This window comes from Pseudoxanthomonas dokdonensis (assembly GCF_001431405.1).
In the GTDB taxonomy this organism is placed as follows: Bacteria; Pseudomonadota; Gammaproteobacteria; order Xanthomonadales; family Xanthomonadaceae; genus Pseudoxanthomonas_A; species Pseudoxanthomonas_A dokdonensis.
The window spans coordinates 12,187-30,463 of record NZ_LDJL01000015.1 but is presented as its reverse complement, the minus strand read 5'-3'; the positions used below and the strand labels follow the sequence as shown (position 1 = coordinate 30,463).

At 64.7% G+C, this 18,277-nt stretch carries 13 protein-coding genes; 10 read left to right on the top strand and 3 right to left on the bottom strand.

What is annotated here, in order from left to right; all coding sequences use genetic code 11:
• The first annotated feature begins 19 nt into the window (after nucleotides 1-19).
• Nucleotides 20-241 (top strand): hypothetical protein, encoded by a 222-nt coding sequence (locus ABB29_RS13170; RefSeq protein ID WP_057659825.1) that lies wholly within the window; start codon nucleotides 20-22, stop codon nucleotides 239-241.
• A 224-nt stretch (nucleotides 242-465) separates the two neighbouring features.
• Nucleotides 466-1,485, top strand: coding sequence for a ribonucleotide-diphosphate reductase subunit beta (locus tag ABB29_RS13165; protein WP_057659823.1), 1,020 nt, complete (start codon nucleotides 466-468; stop codon nucleotides 1,483-1,485).
• Nucleotides 1,486-1,941: 456 nt separating this feature from the next.
• Here ABB29_RS13165 and ABB29_RS13160 read toward each other — a convergent pair whose 3' ends face one another.
• On the bottom strand, nucleotides 1,942-2,859 hold the full coding sequence (locus ABB29_RS13160) for an AEC family transporter (protein WP_057659821.1): 918 nt from the start codon (nucleotides 2,857-2,859) through the stop codon (nucleotides 1,942-1,944).
• A 107-nt stretch (nucleotides 2,860-2,966) separates the two neighbouring features.
• On the opposite strand from ABB29_RS13160, the gene ABB29_RS13155 reads away from it, so the two are divergent.
• A complete protein-coding gene (locus ABB29_RS13155) occupies nucleotides 2,967-3,644 on the top strand; it encodes an alpha/beta hydrolase (protein ID WP_057659819.1) in 678 nt (225 codons plus the stop codon).
• 11 nt (nucleotides 3,645-3,655) lie between these two features.
• On the top strand, nucleotides 3,656-4,816 hold the full coding sequence (gene zapE, locus ABB29_RS13150; RefSeq protein ID WP_057660039.1) for a cell division protein ZapE: 1,161 nt from the start codon (nucleotides 3,656-3,658) through the stop codon (nucleotides 4,814-4,816).
• Between the two features lie 137 nt (nucleotides 4,817-4,953).
• On the opposite strand, the gene ABB29_RS13145 is transcribed toward zapE, so the two are convergent.
• Nucleotides 4,954-5,844, bottom strand: coding sequence for a BPSS1780 family membrane protein (locus tag ABB29_RS13145; protein WP_057659818.1), 891 nt, complete (start codon nucleotides 5,842-5,844; stop codon nucleotides 4,954-4,956).
• Nucleotides 5,845-5,871: 27 nt separating this feature from the next.
• On the bottom strand, nucleotides 5,872-6,609 hold the full coding sequence (locus ABB29_RS13140) for a glutamine amidotransferase (RefSeq protein WP_281177436.1): 738 nt from the start codon (nucleotides 6,607-6,609) through the stop codon (nucleotides 5,872-5,874).
• An 82-nt stretch (nucleotides 6,610-6,691) separates the two neighbouring features.
• Here ABB29_RS13140 and glyQ point away from each other — a divergent pair, with 82 nt between their 5' ends.
• From glyQ to ABB29_RS13110, 6 genes are all read left to right on the top strand, one after another.
• Nucleotides 6,692-7,612, top strand: coding sequence for a glycine--tRNA ligase subunit alpha (gene glyQ, locus ABB29_RS13135; protein WP_057659817.1), 921 nt, complete (start codon nucleotides 6,692-6,694; stop codon nucleotides 7,610-7,612).
• A gap of 3 nt (nucleotides 7,613-7,615) precedes the next feature.
• Nucleotides 7,616-7,855 carry a hypothetical protein gene (locus tag ABB29_RS13130; RefSeq protein WP_057659815.1) on the top strand — a complete coding sequence of 80 codons (240 nt, stop codon included), beginning with the start codon at nucleotides 7,616-7,618 and terminating at the stop codon, nucleotides 7,853-7,855.
• Nucleotides 7,852-9,945: a glycine--tRNA ligase subunit beta gene (gene glyS, locus ABB29_RS13125; RefSeq protein WP_057659813.1), complete on the top strand. Its 2,094-nt coding sequence runs from the start codon at nucleotides 7,852-7,854 to the stop codon at nucleotides 9,943-9,945. Before ABB29_RS13130 ends, glyS begins: the two co-directional genes overlap by 4 nt.
• 122 nt (nucleotides 9,946-10,067) lie before the next feature.
• Nucleotides 10,068-12,185, top strand: coding sequence for an autotransporter assembly complex protein TamA (locus ABB29_RS13120; protein ID WP_057659811.1), 2,118 nt, complete (start codon nucleotides 10,068-10,070; stop codon nucleotides 12,183-12,185).
• A 4-nt stretch (nucleotides 12,186-12,189) separates the two neighbouring features.
• On the top strand, nucleotides 12,190-16,005 hold the full coding sequence (locus ABB29_RS13115) for a translocation/assembly module TamB domain-containing protein (protein ID WP_083487896.1): 3,816 nt from the start codon (nucleotides 12,190-12,192) through the stop codon (nucleotides 16,003-16,005).
• 131 nt (nucleotides 16,006-16,136) lie between these two features.
• Nucleotides 16,137-18,275 carry a S46 family peptidase gene (locus ABB29_RS13110; RefSeq protein WP_057659809.1) on the top strand — a complete coding sequence of 713 codons (2,139 nt, stop codon included), beginning with the start codon at nucleotides 16,137-16,139 and terminating at the stop codon, nucleotides 18,273-18,275.
• The last annotated feature ends 2 nt before the right edge of the window (nucleotides 18,276-18,277 follow it).

The window sequence follows — 18,277 nt, the reverse complement described above, 5'->3', positions numbered from 1 at the left end:
TGGACCCAGCGAGGCGGCGATGCAGCGCTACCTCGACCTGAGCGGAGATTCAGGCGTGGCCGCTTACGACATCCGCACCGATGCGATCGCGGTGAGGTTTCACAACTCCCCGCGGATCTACGTCTACAGCCATGCCAGCGCCGGCACCGACCACGTCAGACGGATGAAACGACTGGCACAGGCGGGCCAGGGACTGAGCAGCTACATCTCCCGCTACGTGCATGATCGCTACGAACCATAGCGTGGGGACTTGACTGAAGGATTGCCGGACCACGGAACATGGATGTTCCCGGCGCAAGGATGCGCCCTCTTCATATCGGATCGATGCAATGGCCGCCGGCCATTGCCTCGGCCAGCGTGGTGCCTGGGCCGGCCTGCGCATCCATCGCCAACCGCGCCGTCTTCGCCGGGCGCTTGCTCCATGCCATCCGCCGCTCGCGGAGGATGCACCCAACAGGAAAATCCATGTCCAGCCACAATCGCCAACTGCTGCTCGACCCCGGCTTCGAACTGACCTTGCGGCCGATGCGCTATCCGCAGTTCTACGAGATGTACCGCAATGCGATCCGCAACACGTGGACCGTGGAAGAAGTGGACTTTTCCCTGGACACCCACGATCTCAAGCACAAGTTCGGGCCCGCCGAGCGGCATCTGATCGAGCGCCTGATCGCCTTCTTCGCCACCGGCGATTCCATCGTGTCGAACAACCTGGTGCTCAATCTTTACCAGCACATCAACGCACCGGAAGCGCGCATGTACCTGTCGCGCCAGCTGTACGAAGAAGCGCTGCACGTGCAGTTCTACCTGACCTTGCTCGACACCTACCTGCCCGATCCCAATGAGCGCGCCAAGGCCTTTGCCGCGGTCGACAACATTCCGTCGATCAAGCAGAAGGCCGACTTCTGCTTCAAATGGATGGACTCGGTGCAGGATCTGAAGCGGATTGAAACCCGCGAGCAACGCCGGCAGTTCCTGCTCAACATGGTCTGCTTTGCCGGCTGTATCGAAGGCCTGTTCTTCTTCGGCGCCTTCGCCTACGTCTACTACCTGCGCTCTCGCGGGCTGCTGCATGGCCTGGCCAGTGGCACCAACTGGGTGTTCCGCGACGAAAGCGCGCACATGGCGTTTGCGTTTGAAGTAATCAATACCGCGCGCGAGGAAGAACCGGATTTGATCGACGATGCGTTCAAGGCACAGGTGGTGCAGATGATGTGCGAAGCGGTCGACTGCGAAGTCGCCTTCGCCGAGGATGCATTGTCCAGCGGCGTGGCCGGGCTGTCGCTGAAGGACATGCGCCATTACCTGGAATACTGTGCTGATCAGCGCATGGTCCAGCTCGGCATGCCCAAGCACTTCGGGTCCAGCAACCCGTTCCCGTTCATGGATCTGCAGGACGTACAGGAACTGACCAACTTCTTCGAACGCCGCGTCTCCGCATACCAGGTCGGCGTGCAGGGCGAAGTTGGCTTCGACCACGCCTTCTGAAAGCAGCAGTAGAGCGGAGCTTGCTCCGCTGGCCCGAATACAGCGACAGCGCAGCAAGCTGCGCTCTACGGTGCAATCCCCGGGTAGAGCGGAGCTTGCTCCGCTGGCCGGAATACAGCTCCAGCGCAGCAAGCTGCGCTCTACGGGTGCAATCCCAGGGTAGAGCGGAGCTTGCTCCGCTGACCGGAATACAGCTCCAGCGCAGCGAGCTGCGCTTTACGGGTGCAATCCCCGGGTAGAGCGGAGCTTGCTCCGCTGACCGGAATACAGCTCCAGCGCAGCAAGCTGCGCTCTACGGGTGCAATCCCCGGGTAGAGCGGAGCTTGCTCCGCTGGCCGGAATACAGCGACAGCGCAGCGAGCTGCGCTCTACGGGTGCAATCCCAGGGTAGAGCGGAGCTTGCTCCGCTGGCCGGGATACAGCGACAGCGCAGCAAGCTGCGCTCTACGGGTGCAATCAGGCTGCCAATTGGCGAGCCAGCCATGCCCACATCGGCAACGTCACGAGCGACAGCAGGATGCCGTAGCCGATCAGGGCCGAGGCCAGCCGCGGTGCCAGGTTGTGGGCCATCGCCAGCGCCGCGGCGCTGATCATCGACGGCATCGCCGATTCCAGCACGTTGGCCTGGAACATCTCGCCGCGCATGCCGAACAACAGTGACAGCGGCACCGCCAGCGCCGGCATCACCAGCAGGCGCAGCAGCAGGCCGGTGGCGAGCGGTTTGATTTCGTCGCGTGGCATCTTCAGCTGGATCGAAAAGCCCACCGCCAGCATCACCAGCGGCAGCATCGCATCGGTCAGTTTCTGCAGGCCACTGGCAATCCATGCTGGCGGCTGCACCGGCATTATCGTGGCCGCTACCAGCAGTGCCCAGATCGGCGGAAACTTCAGGATCCGCAGCGCAATCTGGCGACCACTCGGGGCAACGCTGCCGCTGTAGCGGGCGACCATGTAGACGCCAAACGTGGACAGCATGATGAAGGTGCCGAACTGGTCATACACCACCGCATAGGGCAAGGCGTGCTCACCGACCAGCGCGCGGGTCATCGGATAGCCGATGAAACTGCTGTTGCACAATGCCACGCACAGCACCACCACCGCATATTCGTCGCGGCGGAACTTCAGCCAGCGGCTGGCCAGCCCGACCAGCGCCAGCGTCGCCAGCATCAGCAGCCATGGCGTGGCGATGATGCCCAGCAGCGAAGCATCGACATGCAGCCGCGGTACGTACAGCAGCACCGCTGCCGGCAGGCATACGTACAACACCACCAGGTTGAGTACCTCGGAAGTGTTGGCCGGCAACAGCCGCGCCCGGGCAAAGCCCATGCCGACCGCGAGCATGGCCAGGATCAGTGCGAATGCGTCGAAAGCCATCCAGGAAACCGTTTCTTGTTGCAGGAAGGGGCGCCGGCCGATGGCTGGCAGTCAGGCACGCGGCCGCAGGGCCAGCACGCGTCCGGGCGAGGCCTTATCATAGCGGCATGGTCAATCCCGCCCGCCCCCATCCCGCCTTTCCCGACACTTCGGCCGCGCTGACCCTGCCAGGGCCTGCCGGCAAACTGGAAGTGCAGGTCGAGTTGCCAGACGATGACGTGACCGCGCTGCCGCTGGTGGCGGTGGTCTGCCACCCGCTGCCGACCGAAGGCGGCACCATGCACAACAAAGTCGTGGTGATGGCCGCACGCAGCCTGCGCGAACTGGGCGCGACCACGGTGCGCTTCAACTTCCGCGGCACCGGCGAATCCGAAGGCGTGTTTGATCACGGCGATGGCGAGTCCGAGGACCTGCGCGCGGTTGTCGAATGGGTACGTGCGCAACGGCCCGGTACCCGCCTGTGGCTGGCCGGTTTCAGCTTTGGTGCCTATGTCTCGCTGCGCAATGCCGCCGCGCTGCAGGCTGACGCCCTGATCTCGATTGCACCGCCGGCCGGCCGCTGGGATTTCGACGGGATCGTCGCACCGACCTCGCCGTGGCTGCTGATCCAGGGCGAACAGGACGAGGTCGTCTCGCCGCAGGCGGTGTACGACTGGGTCGACAGCCTCAAGCAGCCGCCGGAGGTGATCCGCATGCCTGACACCAGTCATTTCTTCCATCGCAAGCTGATGGATCTGCGTGGCGCCATCAAGCACGCAATGAAAGCCCATCTGCCGGCCGCCTGAGCTTGGATCGGATGACGTCGGACAACGATGCGGGCGCTCTGACGCCGTCACAGGTGTATGCGCGTGGTGCGGCACAAGGCCAATGGCAGGACGATCCGGTCCAGCACGCCGCGCTGGCCGAACTCGACCGCATCCACAACGCACTGCTGGACACGCCTGCCGAGCCCGGCTTTTTCGGCCGCCTGCTGGGCAAGCCGGTCGATGCCGTGCGCGGGCTGTATTACTGGGGCGAAGTCGGCCGCGGCAAGACCTTCCTGGTCGATCTGTTCTACGACAACCTGCCGCTGCCGACCTATTCGTTTTCCGGCCAGGGCCAGGGACCGCGCAGCCACGCCGAAGGTGGCAAGTACCGTACCCACTTCCACCGCTTCATGCGTGGCGTGCATGAGCGCCTGCGCAGACATACCGGCGAGAGCGACCCGCTGGCGAAGATCGTCCGCGAGGTGCGCGGCAAGCTGCGGGTACTGGTACTGGATGAGTTCTTCGTCACCGACATCGGCGATGCGATGTTGCTGGCGCGCTTGCTGGAACGGATGTTCGCCGAAGGCATCACCCTGGTCACGACCTCCAATACCGCACCGGAAAATCTGTACAAGGACGGCCTGCAGCGCGCCGGCTTCCTGCCCGCCATCGAGCTGCTGCAGCAGCATTGCGTGGTGCTGCGTTCGGATGGGCAGGAAGACTATCGCCTGCGTGCGCTGACCCGTTCACCGGTGTATCGCGCCCCGCTGGACGCGCAATCGGATGCGTGGCTGGGCGAGCGCTGGCTCGAGCTCAGCGCCGGCCATGCCACCCGCGAAGGCAACATCGTCATCGATGATCGCAGGATTGCCGTGCGCGGGCGTGGCAAAGGCGTGGCCTGGTTCGACTTCGCGGTGCTGTGCGAAGGCCCACGTGGCACCAGTGACTACATCGAGATCGCGCGCGAATTCCACACGGTCCTGCTTGGCGGCATCCCGCTGTTTGATCGCAACAACGAAGATGCCGCACGGCGTTTCGTCAACCTGATCGACGAGCTGTACGACCGCCACGTCAACCTGGTCTGTACCGCCGCCGCCGCACCTGTTGATCTCTACTCCGGCACCCGCCTGCAGGGCGCGTTCGAACGCACCGCCTCGCGGCTGTTCGAAATGCAGAGCACCGAGTATCTGGCCGCGCAACACAAAGCCTGATCCGAGGTAGAGCGCAGCTTGCTGCGCTGTTTGCCGCTGAAACAACACCAGACTCGTAGAGCGCAGCTTGCTGCGCTGCGTCGCGCGCCCTGTCAACCACTGCAGCGCAGCAAGCTGCGCTCTACATCAGGGTGCAATCAGGCTTCGAAATGGGAAGGCGCTGACGGCGCAACGACGCCAGGCGCGACCACATCCGGACGGCCCAGCATCTGCCGCCATGCGGCGTACATCGCCCCGGCCAGCAGCGGCATCAGCACCGCCAGCAGCAGCAACTGCCACAGCATCATCGCCAATGCCGCGCCAACCGCCAGCTGCAGCACCAGCGCCAGCATGAAGGTACCCATCATGGTGACGAAGATGGCGATGCCAGCCAGCAGATAGAACACCAGCATCGCCGGCCAGTTGTGCAGGCACGCGCGCAGGCTGTTGCGCATCGCGGTCCATGCCGGCACCCCATCGAACAGAATCTGCGGCGCGGCGATGAAAGTCATCCACTTGATCGCGACGAAGGTGGCGATGACCAGCGCGAACCACAGCAGCAGGCGACCGGCCGGCAGCCCTTCGACCAGCGATGGATCCGGCTGCCCGCCGGCTTCGGCGATGGCCTGCATCTGCAACCAGACATCGGCCAGGTGCTTGAGCTGGTCGCTGCCAATCATCGCGAACAGCAAGCCGCCCAGCACCAGTGCCGCGACCACCTGCGGCAACAGCGTTGCCAGCAGGGCCGGCGCATGGCCATCGCGGATCGGCTGCAGCAGATGCGCCGGATGCGCGCGTCGGCCCTGGTCGACTTCGCGCACCGCCCAGATCATGGCGCCAAAGAACAGCGGCCCGGCCAGCACCAGCAGCAACTGCAGCGCCATGAACAGGACCGGCAACTGGCTGCCGAGTGCCACCACCAGCAGCGATGCCACGCCCCACAGCACGCCCAGCATGCCCAGCGCCAGCGGCGCCTTGCGCAACAGGGCAAAGCCGTTCAATAGCCATTCGGCGCCGGCACTGGCCAGCAGCTTGTTGGGGTTGGACATCAGCAGTTCCGGATCAGTAGGAAGACGTCAGCGCCGTTGCAGCTGGCGGGCGTGGCGGGTGAATCGCCGCAATAGTGTGCGTGCTTGCGGCGCTGCCGTCACGTTTTTGGCCAGGGTCCGCGGGCATAGGCCCTCGCCGCGCAGCGCATCGCGGCGCGCATGGACGTAGCCGCGCATGTGGTGGGCGGCGAATTCCGGGTGGAACTGTACGCCCCAGGCGCTGTTGCCCCAGCGGAACGCGTGGCAATCGTCCTGTGCCGAGTCGGCCAGCACCGTGGCTCCTTCCGGTGCCCGGCGCACGGTCTGAAGATGGGTGGCCTGCGCGGCAAACGTGTCCGGCAGGCGCGAGAACAGTGGATCCTGGCTGGCCTGCGGATTCAGGCGGATGGTCACCGTACCCATCTCGCGGCCGGCCGGATTGTCGCCGACTTCGCCGCCCAGCGCGTGGGCCAGCAACTGGTGGCCATAGCAGATTCCCAGCACCGGCAAGCCGGCGTGCGCGGCTGTGCCTAGCCACTGCGCGCTGCGCTCGCTCCATTCGGCGCGGTCGGTGACCATCGCCCCGGAGCCGGTGACGATGACCCCGGCAAAGCCGACCGGCTCGGGCAGCGGATCACCCTGTTCGACATTGGCGACGATGGCTTCGTCGGCCTGCAGGCCGGCGGCCACGCGAACCCAGTGAGGGAAGCGTCCGTAACGTCGCATGCTGGGTACCGGCTGGCCGGTTTCGATAATCAGGAAAGGCGCGTGGACGAGGGCATTCACGGGGCAGGATTGACCAGACAGAATCGGGGCAGGACGTGGGTTGCGCTTATACTAGCCCGCTTTACGCCGCACACGATTAATCATGGCCGGATCGACCACCCAGGGACCCAGTTTCCAACAGCTCATCCAGACGCTCAACCAGTACTGGGCCGAGCAAGGCTGCGTGCTGATCCAGCCGCTGGATATCGAGGTCGGCGCCGGCACCTTCCATCCAGCGACTTTCCTGCGCGCACTGGGTCCGGAGCCGTGGAGCGCCGCCTATGTGCAGCCCAGCCGCCGCCCCACCGATGGCCGCTACGGTGAAAACCCCAACCGCCTGCAGCATTACTACCAGTACCAGGTGGTGATGAAGCCGAACCCCGACAATATCCAGGAGCTGTACCTGGAATCGCTGAAGGCGCTGGGCATCGACCCACGCGTGCACGACCTGCGCTTTGTCGAGGACAACTGGGAATCGCCGACGCTGGGCGCCTGGGGACTGGGCTGGGAAGTCTGGTTGAACGGCATGGAAGTCACCCAGTTCACCTATTTCCAGCAGGCCGGTGGCCTGGAATGCAAACCGGTGCTGGGTGAAATCACCTACGGGCTGGAACGCCTGTGCATGTACCTGCAGAACTGCGACAACGTCTATGACCTGGTCTGGACGCAGGGACCGCGTGGCGTGGTCACCTATGGCGATGTCTATCACCAGAACGAAGTCGAGCAGAGCACCTACAACTTCGAACATGCCGACGTCAGCGAACTGTTCCACCGCTTTGATGCGTGCGAGGCCGAAGCATTGAAACTGGTCGAGCTGGGCCTGCCGTTGCCGGCCTACGAACAGGTCTGCAAGGCCAGCCACAGCTTCAACCTGCTGGATGCTCGCCGTGCGATCAGCGTGACCGAACGCCAGCGCTACATCCTGCGCGTGCGTACCCTGGCCCAGGCGGTGGCCAGGGCCTATTACGCGCAACGCGAGAAGCTCGGTTTTCCGGGTTTGAAGACTGTCAACGGCGGAACCTGATCCATGTCGCCCGATACCCTGGTAACAGTGACCTTCACACCCTTTCTGTTCGCGATCTTCACCGCGTATTGGGCGCAGACGACGCAACGCAGCGCGCTGCTGTGGTTCCTCTTCGGATTCATACTGCCGCCCGTTGCGGGCCTGGTGCTGTTGTGGTTGAACGCGAAGCTACACGCGCAACCTTCCCGAATCGATGCAACCGGTCGGCCGGACCTGCTGGCGACCCGTAAGGACGTGATATGAGCAAGCAACCTCTGCTGATCGAACTAGGCACCGAAGAGCTGCCGGTCAAGGCATTGCCGGGGCTGGCGCAGGCCTTCTTCGATGGCGTGCTGGCCGCGCTGGAAAAGCGTGGCGTCGCCTTCGAACGTGGCGATGCCAGGCCGCTGTACACGCCACGTCGGTTGGCGGTGTTGCTGCCGGCGGTGGAGGTGGAGCAGCCGCAGCAGCATTCCGAAGTACTGGGGCCGTACCTCAACATCGCGCTGGACGGCGACGGCCAGCCGACCCGCGCACTGCAGGGTTTTGCAAGCAAGGCCGGCGTTGACTGGACCGCGCTGGAGCGCAGCAGCGATGCCAAGGGCGAACGCTTCGTGCATCGCTCGGTCAGTCCCGGCGCGCGCACCGCGCAATTGTTGCCGGAGGTGCTGGCCGAAGCGATCGCCGGCATGCCGATTCCCAAGCCGATGCGCTGGGGTGACCACCAGCACGCATTCGCGCGGCCGGTGCATTGGCTGGTGATGCTGCTGGGCCAGGAAGTGGTGGATGCGCAGCTGATGGGCGCGCGTTCGGATCGGATGAGCCGTGGCCACCGCTTCGAGCACGCCAAGCCGGTCTGGATTGGCGAGCCGGCCGATTACATCGACTCGCTGCGCGCCGCGCACGTGATCGTCGATGCCGACGAACGCCGCGCACGCATCGCCGAGCAGGCAGAAGCCGCCGCCAGCCAGGTCGGCGGCAGCGCCCGCATCAGTGACGACAATCTGCAACAGGTGGTGTGCCTGACCGAATGGCCGGCGGCAGTGCTGTGCAGCTTCGAAAAGGCGTTCCTGGCGGTACCGCAGGAAGCGTTGATCGAAACCATGGAAGTCAACCAGAAGTTCTTCCCGGTGCTGGACGACGGCGGTCGCCTGACCGAACATTTCATCGGCATCGCCAATATCGAATCGCGTGACGTCAGCGAAGTGCGCAAAGGCTACGAACGCGTGATCCGGCCGCGTTTCTCCGATGCCAAGTTCTTCTTCGACGAGGATCTTAAGCAAGGCCTGGTGGCCATGGGCGAAGGCCTGAACAGCGTCACTTACCAGGCCAAACTGGGCAGTGTCGCCGACAAGGTGCAGCGCGTGGCCAGGCTGGCCGAAGTGATTGCCCCCCAGGTGGGTGCGGATCCGCAGCAGGCCCGCCGCGCCGCCGAACTGGCCAAGAACGATCTGCAATCACGGATGGTCAACGAGTTCCCGGAACTGCAGGGCATCGCCGGCCGCCATTACGCCAAAGCCGCCGGTGAGGACAGCAGCATCGCGCTGGCCATCGACGAGGCCTACCAGCCGCGCTTCAGCGGTGATGACATCGCCCTGTCGCCACTGGGCAAGGTGCTGGCAATCGCCGAACGCCTGGACACCCTGGCCGGGGGCTTTGCCGCCGGCCTTAAACCGACCGGTAACAAGGATCCGTTTGCACTGCGACGCAATGCGCTGGGCCTGGCGCGGACAATTATCGAGAGCGGTTTCAATCTGCCGATACCGGCGCTGATCGAGCAGGCGATTGCGCTGCTACCCGCGGCGGTGCAACCGCATGCGGATCGCAATACCGAAACAATGTATCTGGATCTGTACGACTTCATCCTCGACCGCCTGCGCGGCTATTACGCCGACAAGGGCGTGCCGACCGCGCATTTCACTGCGGTCGCCGAGCTCAAGCCGGCATCGCTGTACGACTTCGACACCCGCCTCGATGCGATCGGCACCTTTGCCGCGCTGCCCGAAGCCGAGGCGCTGGCCGCAGCCAACAAGCGCATCAACAACATCCTGAAGAAGGCCGATATCGCGATTCCGGCGATGGAGGACCGTGCGCTGCTGTCCGAGCCTGCTGAAAGCGCCTTGGCCGAAGCCGTCGAGGCCGCACTGGGCGATACCGATGACGCCCTGCATCGCCACGACTACGTGGCCGTGTTGAACCGGTTGGCGCGGCTGCGGCCGCAGGTGGATGCGTTCTTCGACAGCGTGATGGTCAACGCCGACGACCCGGCCATCCGCGGCAACCGGCTGGCATTGCTGAAGCGACTGGCGGATCGGTTCGGCAAGGTCGCGGCAATCGAACACCTGTCGTCCTGATGTGAGTTTGCTCACCGGGCAGCGCGCCATCGCTGCCCGGCCCGGCCACGCCAATGCGGGCTGCCAGTGGCGCCAAACCGCTGCATTCAGCCATTTAATGTCGCCGCGGTTATCCTGAGCGCATGCCAACGCACCGTTCCCACCTCCGCACCATCAGCCGTCTGCTGCCGGTCGCGCTGATGTCCATCGGCGGGCCTGCATGGGCCGCGGCCACCGTCAACAGCGTCACCGTCACCGGTCTCGAAGACGAGCTGATGGAGGAGAACATCCAGCTGGCACTGACCCTCAACGAAATGAAGGGCCGGCGCCTGCGTGAAGCGCGCTTCGAATACCTGCTGCAGGAAGCGGTCGAGGAAACCCGTACCGCGCTGGAACCGTTCGGCTACTACAGCCCGGTCATCACCATCAGCGTGCCACGCAAGGATGGCAGCGCCACCACCATCGTCAGTCCCGACGACAGCCAGCCCGCGGCCACGCCAGCTGCCGACGGCAGCGTTGATCCGGCGCCCGGCGATCTGCCCGCTCCCGAAGACCAGCGCGAGACCCGCGCGGTTGCGGCGATGGCGGCCGACGCTGCCAACGACCCCGATGACCCGGTCGCGACCGCCGCCGACAATGCCGAGCCGGTCACCAGCCAGGCCGATGCCGGCGCCGCCGCTGAGCCGGACAGCCTAGCGGCCGGCGATGACGGCAATCCGGCGCCGGCCGCGGACTCGGCACCCCGCCAGCGTGCGCCCGCCGAAGCGGTCGACATCACCATCCACGTACAACTGGGCGAGCCGGTGCGGGTGCGCAATGCCAACCTGCGGCTGGAGGGCCCGGGCGAGGACGATCGCTATCTCAAGCAGGATCTGGCCGCCTTCACGCCACTGCCGGGACAGCGCTTCGATCACACCGTGTACGAAACCAGCAAGCTGAAGATCGTCAACCGGCTGGCCGAGCGCGGCTATTTCGACTCCGACTTCCTGACCCGGCGGGTCGAGGTGACCCGTGCCGAACATGCCGCCGACATCGATCTGAGCTGGGCCACCGGCATCCGCTATGACATGGGTCCGACCCGTTTCAACCAGGATTATTTCGATGCCGGCCTGCTGGAGCAGCTGGTGTACTGGGACGAGGGCAGCTATTTCCACCAGGGCAAGCTTGACCGGCTGCGCGAATCGCTGGTCGGACTGGATTATTTTTCCAACATCGACATCCGCACCGACCCGGACAAAGCAGTCGAGGGCCGGATCCCGGTCGAGGTCAACCTGACCCGTGCCAAGCGCACCGTCTACACCGCCGGTCTCAGCTACGGCACCGAGAACGGCCCCGGTATCCGGCTCGGCCTGGATCGCCGCTACGTCAACAGCCATGGCCACAAGCTGGCCGCGGGCCTGGACTACACCCGCAAGCGCAAGATCCTGAGTACCGACTACCGCATACCCGCGTTCGCCTGGCTCGATGGCTGGTACCGGATCAGCGCCCTGTACGACGATGACGACGGCGATTACATCAACTCCCGGCGTTACCTGCTGACCGGCTCGCGCAGCGGCCAGATCAACGAGCACCTCAAGGCCACCGCCTCGATCAACTGGCTCAACGAGCGCTGGTTCTACGACGAACCCGACGACGGCGGTGGCGCGCTGGCGCCGCTCGACTACAGCGAAGCTACCTTCCTGTATCCGGCGCTGCGGGCCGACTACGTCAACGCCGACGACCTGCTGTTTCCGCAGCACGGCATCGGCATCGACGTCGAGCTGCGCGGCGCGGTCGAAGGGGTTGCCGCCGATGCCAGCTTCATCCAGTTGCATGCGACCGCACGCTGGTACCAGGCCGTTGGCGACAACAATCGTTTGATCGTGCGTGGCGAAGCCGGCCACACCTATACCGACGAGCTGTTCGGGCTGCCACCGTCGCTGCGCTTCTTTGCCGGTGGCGATCGCAGCATCCGCGGCTATGGTTACCGTGAGGTCGGGCCGACCTCGATCTCCGACCAGGGCGACAAGTACGCACTGGGTGCCAAGAACGTGCTCACCGCCAGCGTCGAGTTCGAACGCTATTTCAATGACAGCTGGGGCGCGGCGGTGTTCGTCGACAGCGGCGATGCGTTCGACGACACCCCTGATTTCCGTACCGGCGTCGGCATCGGCGCACGCTGGAAGTCGCCGGTCGGACCGGTGCGGGTGGATGTGGCGCGCGGCTTGAACGATCCCGATTCGGCCTTGCAGCTTTACCTCAACATAGGCGCAGACTGGTAACCCGATGGCCACAGAAGCAACTCCACAGCCAGACGCCCACGAACAACGCATCGCCGAACTGCGCGCACGTCGCCGCGCGCGCGTGCGTTGGCTGGCGGTACGCGGCGGCATCGGCCTGGCGGTGCTGTTGCTGGGGTTGCTGGTGCTGGCCTATTGGCTATTGCAGACGGTCGCCGGTCGCGACGTGTTGCTGTCGCAGGTGGTTGCACGCTTGCCGGCCAATGCATCGTTGACCTGGAAACAGGTCGAAGGCCCGCTGGCAGGCCCGCTCACCCTGCGCGGTGTCGATCTGCACTGGGACAAGATCCATTTCAGCGCCGAGCGCATCTATCTGGATCCCGACATCCGTCCGTTGCTGGGCAAGCGGCTGCGCCTGGATGCGATGGAAATCGAAGGCGCGATGCTGGACATGCCTTCCAGCGACGAACCGTTCGAACTGCCACGCTGGCCCGATGTACTGCCGGCAATCGAAATGCCATTGGCGATCCAGGCCGATGATCTGAAAATCGATGGCTTCGTCATCCGCAGTGACGGCCAGCCAACGATCGACATCCGCAAGGTCCGTGGCGGCATCGACATCGGCAACGGCTACGTGCACGCCGACAAGGTCGCCATCAACACCGACCGTGGTGATTTCCAGCTGCATGGCGGCTACCTGCCTGGCGACGACTACAAGACCCAGCTCAAGCTCAGCGCGCAGTTCCCGGCCAGCGGACTGGGCAAGCGTCCGGCTCGTCTGGGTCTGGTTGCACGCGGCGATATCGACCGCATGGTTGTCGCCGTGGCCGGGTATGCACCCAAGGAAGTGCGCCTGACCATGACCGTACAGGGTCGCAAACAACCGACCTGGCATCTGGATGGCCGCAGCGACGAGCTGGATCTGGCAGCGCTGGGCGTAGTCGAGGAATCGCTGCCGTTGTCGTTCGCGCTGAAAGCCGATGGTGCCGATGGCAGCACCCACTTGCGTGGCCGCGTGCAACAGGGCCAGTGGTCAGCAATGATTGAACCGTCGACGCTGTCGATCAAAGAGCAGGTGCTGGATGTGCATCCGCTGGTAGTGCGACTGCTGGACGGGCGGGTGCGCCTGCGCGGCACCGCCGACTTCAGTGAAAGCGGCAATCCGCGTTTCAAGTTCGCGGTCAACGCGCGCGGCGTGCGCTGGGGTGAAGGCGAAGCCGCGATTGCCGGTGATGCCGACCTGGGCATTGCCGGCCAGCTCAGGGACTGGGCCAGCAAGGGCACTGCACGCCTGCAGCGTGACGGTGAGCAGGCCGAACTGGCGCTCGACATCCGCGGCGACGACAAGCAGGCGCAAGTGCACCAGTTGCAGGCACGCATGCCAACCGGGACGCTCGATGCCGAAGGCCGCGTCGGCTGGACGCCGCGACTGGACTGGGACGCCAGCGCCACCCTGGCCGGGTTTGATCCGGGATATTTCCTCAGTGGCTGGCAGGGCAATGTCTCCGGCCAGATCGCCAGCCAGGGGCAACTGCGCGACGACGGCGGCATCGACGCCACCGCCGATATCCCCAAGCTCAGTGGGCAACTGCGTGGCCGCGCCTTGAGTGGCCATGGCAAGTTCGCGCTGCAGGGCGAACACGGCCGCGGCGAACTGGCGCTCAGCCTGGGCAGCAGCCGGGTCCAGGCCGAAGGCAGCGTTGGCAAGACCCTGGATATCGATGCCCGGCTGCAGCCGCTGCTGCTGTCGGATCTGCTGCCCGGCAGCAGCGGCCAACTGGCTGGCAGTATCAAGCTGACCGGTCCGCGCGACGCGCCGACCCTGGACAGCGATCTGACCGGCAACGGCCTGAACTGGGAAGGTTACAGCGCCGAAACCCTCAGCGTGCGCGGCAAGTTGCCCTGGCGTGGTGGTGACGGACAACTGGCGGTGCGTGGTACTTCGGTCAATGCCGGTCTGCTGTTGCAGCAATTGCGGCTGGATCTCAGTGGTGCCGTCGAGGACATCACCATCGATGCCGATGCCCAGAGCGAACTGCTGGACGTGGCCATCAACGGTCATGCACGCAAACAGGGGCCACGCTGGCTCGGCCAGTTGCAGCAGCTGACGCTGGTGCCGGCCAAGGGCGCGCAATGGCGGTTGCAGGCGCCGGCCGATTTCAGCCAGCAGGGCAATGCCTTCAGCCTCAGCCAGAGCTGCCTGGTCGCCAATGGCGGCGGCAACCTGTGCGTGGTCGCCGATTGGCCAAAGACCGGGCTCAGCGTACAGGCCGATGCACTGCCGCTGACCCTGGTCAACCCGTGGTTGCCCCAACCGCAGGGCGCGCCCCTCAACCTGCGTGGCGAGGTCAGCTTGGATGCCAGCCTGCGTCCGCAAGGCAATGCCTGGGCTGGCGAAGTGCATGTCGCCTCGATGGAGGGCGCATTGCGCGTCGGCAAGGCGGTGCAGGGTCACAGCCGTCGCGGCGAAGTGATCCGTTACGATCATTTCAGTATCGATGCCACGTTTACTCCGCAACGCATCGAAGGCCGCCTTGGCACCGGTTTCCAGGGCGACGGCTATGTCGATGCGACGTTCGATACCGGCTGGGATCCGACCTCGCCGCTAAGTGGTGATCTGTACTTCAACAATTCGCGACTGGTGTGGATGGAACTGTTCTCGCCGGATCTGGTGCAGCCGACCGGCGTGCTGGCCGGTCATATCGGACTTGCCGGCAGCCGCGGGCAACCGGCGCTCAGCGGCGAAGCCACGCTGACCGGCTTCAACGCCGAGCTGCCATCGCTTGGCATCGCGCTGTCCGAAGGCAACGTCGACCTGACCGCGCTGGCCGATGGCAGTGCCAGCATCCGCGGCACGGTCAAGACCGGCGAAGGCCTGCTCAACCTCGACGGCAGCCTGGGCTGGAACAACACCACCACGCCGCTGGTGTTCCACATCAGCGGCGACAATCTGCTGGTCTCCGACACCCCGGATCTGCGTGCGGTCGCCTCGCCGGATATCGTGGTCAGCCTGGTCGACAACAGCATCCAGGTGCGTGGCGAGGTGACCGTGCCGTCGGCGCTGATCGACGTTGAACGCCTCAGCCAGGGCGTATCGGCCTCGCCCGACGTGGTGGTGCTGGATCCGGTGGATCCGGAACAGGCCCCGGATTCGCCACTGGACCTGCAACTGGCGATCAGCCTGGGCGATGACGTCAAACTGAAAGGCTATGGCCTGGAAGGTGCGCTCACCGGCACTCTCAACGTACGCTCGCGGCAAGGCCAGGAAATGCTGGCGCAGGGCCGGCTCGATGTGGAAGGCCGCTACGAAGCGTATGGCCAGAAACTGGACATCACCCGTGGCGCGCTGACCTGGAGCAACAATCCGGTCTCCGATCCACGCATCGACATCCGCGCCCAGCGTGAAATCGTCAGTGCCGACGTTACCGCCGGCATCGATGTCACCGGCCGCGCGCAGCGACCGCGTGCAACGGTCTGGTCAGACCCGGCCACCAGCGAGAGCGAGGCCTTGTCCTATCTGGTCCTCGGCCGTTCGCTGAGCACCGCCAGCAGTGATGAAAGCCAGCAGATAAACGCGGCATCGACCGCGCTGTCGGCCGGGGCCGGCCTGCTTGCCTCGCAGCTCGGTGCCCGCATCGGCCTGGATGATGCCGGCGTGCTGGAATCGCGAACGGTCGGCGGCTCTGTGTTCGGCGTCGGCAAGTACCTGTCGCCCAAGCTGTACGTCAGCTACGGCGTCTCGACCATCGGCCTGGGCTCGGTGGTCACGCTCAAGTACCTGCTGCGCAAGGGCTTCGATGCTGAAGTCGAGACCAGCACCATCGAGACCCGCGGTTCGATCAACTGGCGACGCGAGAAATAGCCGCGTCGTCCCGTTCGAATGCGTGGGGCACTAGCCACTATCGTTCTGCCGCGCAAGCGGCCAAAGCCCGATTGCCGCTGGCCGCCGCGACCGCTATCGTCATCGATTGTCAAAACCGCTGGAAATCCATCATGAATCAACGTTGGTCGCTGTCCGCCCTCGCCATCGGCATCGCCTTGTCCGCGCCGGCGCAGGCGTTTGAAGGCATGTGGATGCCCTCGCAGATGCCGCAGCTGGCGTCGGAACTGCGCAGCGCCGGTTTCAAGGGGGATCCGGCGCAACTGTCGGATCTGACCGCCGCACCGCTGAACGCGGTGGTCCGGGTCGGTGGTGGCACCGGCTCGTTCGTTTCCGACCAGGGTCTGCTGTTGACCAACCACCATGTCGCCTACGGTGTCATCCAGTACAACAGCAAGCCGGACAACAATCTGATCGACAACGGTTACATCGCCGCCGACCGCAGCGCCGAACTGCCGGCCAATCCGGATTACCGGGTACTGGTCACCGTTGCTTTCGACAAGGTCACCGACGAGGTATTGAAGGAGGCGCGTGGCAAATCCGGTCGCGACTACTTCGATGCCGTCGACGCCGCCAGTAAACGCCTGGTCAGCGAGTGCGAAAGCCAGCCCGGCTATCGCTGCAGCGTGGCCGACATGTACTACGGCACCGACTTCTACCGGATCAAGCAACTGGAACTGCGCGACATCCGGCTGGTCTATGCGCCGCCGCGTGCGATTGGCAATTACGGCGACGAAATCGACAACTTCATGTGGCCGCGTCACACCGGCGACTTCACCCTGCTGCGCGCCTACGTCGGCAAGGATGGCCAGCCCGCCGACTACAGCGCCGACAACGTACCGTATCAGCCACCAGCCCATCTGCAGATGGCCAAGAACGGGCCGCGCGAAGGCGATTTCGCGATGCTGGCTGGCTATCCGGGGGTGACCTATCGCCACCGCACCGCGGCCGAGTTCGACAACCAGGTCAATCATGTGCTGCCACAGCGGGTGCAGGTCTTCGACCAGTTGATTGACATCATCGAGCAACAAGGCAAGGCCGATGCCGACGCCCGCACCCGCTATGCCTCACAGCTGCAATCGCTGAAGAACAACAGCAAGCGCGCGGCCGGCGAACTGCTCGGCCTGCAGCGCAGCCAGGCGGTCGCGGTGCGTGCTGCCGACGAGCGCGGCATGCTGGCGCAGACCGATGCCGATGATCGCGCCGCCATCGAGCAGCTGTCGACACTGCTGGCCGAACAGACCGCGCTGCGGGATCGCGAATTCCTGCTCAACGTGTTCGGCAGCCAGAGCCAGCTGATGCGCTCGGCGCTGATGCTGCAACGGTTGCAGGTGGAATCGCAGAAGCCTGACGCGCAGCGCGAAAGTGGCTACCAGCAACGCGACTGGAACAATATCGAGGCCTTCCTCAAGCAGGTCCAGCGACGTTACTCACCACAGGTCGAGAAGGCACTGCTGGCCGCCCTGCTCGGCCGCTATCAGCAGCTGCCGGAGAACCAGCGCGTGGCCGAGTTCGACCAGGCCTTCGGCCGTACGCCGGCGCAACTGGCCAGCGCGCTGGACAAGCTGTACGCCACGACCACGCTGGATCAGGAAGCGCAGCGCCTGTCGCGCTTCGCCGCCGCCCGCGAAGGCCAGCCGATGCAGCCGGACCCGCTGATTGATCTGGCAGCACGATTGATTCCGGCGCAATTGAGCCTGGAACAGCAGCGCAAGACCTGGGAAGGCGAGGATCTACGCCTGCGTCCGGCCTATATGCATGCCTTGTTCGACTGGCGCAAATCGCAGGGACGCGCCCTGTATCCCGATGCCAATCGCACCTTGCGGATCAGCTACGGCACGCTGGAAAGCCTGCAGGCACGCGACGCGGTCACTTACGCACCGGTGACCACCGTGGCCGGTATCGTCGAAAAGAACACCAACCAGGTACCGTTCGATGCCCCCAAGCGATTGCTGGACGCGATTGCCAAGGGCGACTTTGGTGATACCGCTGATCCCGTGCTGCAAACGCAGACGGTCAATTTCCTGACCAACCTCGACACCACTGGCGGTAATTCCGGGTCACCGGTGTTGAATGCCAACGGCGAGTTGATCGGGCTGAACTTCGACAGCAACTGGGAAGCGGTCAGCGCCAGCTGGATGTTCGACCCGCGCTACAAGCGTGCCGTGCACGTCGACATGCGTTACCTGCGCTGGCTGCTGGCCAAGGTCTATCCGGCCCCGCACCTGCTGCAGGAAATGCAGGTCGACTGACA

Excerpts from the sequence above, each read along its gene's own strand:
- ABB29_RS13170 (WP_057659825.1), top strand. The coding sequence starts at position 20 with ATGCAGCGCTACCTCGACCTGAGCGGAGATTCAGGCGTGGCCGCTTAC.
- ABB29_RS13165 (WP_057659823.1), top strand. The coding sequence starts at position 466 with ATGTCCAGCCACAATCGCCAACTGCTGCTCGACCCCGGCTTCGAACTG.
- ABB29_RS13160 (WP_057659821.1), bottom strand. The coding sequence starts at position 2,859 with ATGGCTTTCGACGCATTCGCACTGATCCTGGCCATGCTCGCGGTCGGC.
- ABB29_RS13155 (WP_057659819.1), top strand. The coding sequence starts at position 2,967 with ATGGTCAATCCCGCCCGCCCCCATCCCGCCTTTCCCGACACTTCGGCC.
- zapE (WP_057660039.1), top strand. The coding sequence starts at position 3,656 with ATGACGTCGGACAACGATGCGGGCGCTCTGACGCCGTCACAGGTGTAT.
- ABB29_RS13145 (WP_057659818.1), bottom strand. The coding sequence starts at position 5,844 with ATGTCCAACCCCAACAAGCTGCTGGCCAGTGCCGGCGCCGAATGGCTA.
- glyQ (WP_057659817.1), top strand. The coding sequence starts at position 6,692 with ATGGCCGGATCGACCACCCAGGGACCCAGTTTCCAACAGCTCATCCAG.
- ABB29_RS13130 (WP_057659815.1), top strand. The coding sequence starts at position 7,616 with ATGTCGCCCGATACCCTGGTAACAGTGACCTTCACACCCTTTCTGTTC.
- glyS (WP_057659813.1), top strand. The coding sequence starts at position 7,852 with ATGAGCAAGCAACCTCTGCTGATCGAACTAGGCACCGAAGAGCTGCCG.
- ABB29_RS13120 (WP_057659811.1), top strand. The coding sequence starts at position 10,068 with ATGCCAACGCACCGTTCCCACCTCCGCACCATCAGCCGTCTGCTGCCG.
- ABB29_RS13115 (WP_083487896.1), top strand. The coding sequence starts at position 12,190 with ATGGCCACAGAAGCAACTCCACAGCCAGACGCCCACGAACAACGCATC.
- ABB29_RS13110 (WP_057659809.1), top strand. The coding sequence starts at position 16,137 with ATGAATCAACGTTGGTCGCTGTCCGCCCTCGCCATCGGCATCGCCTTG.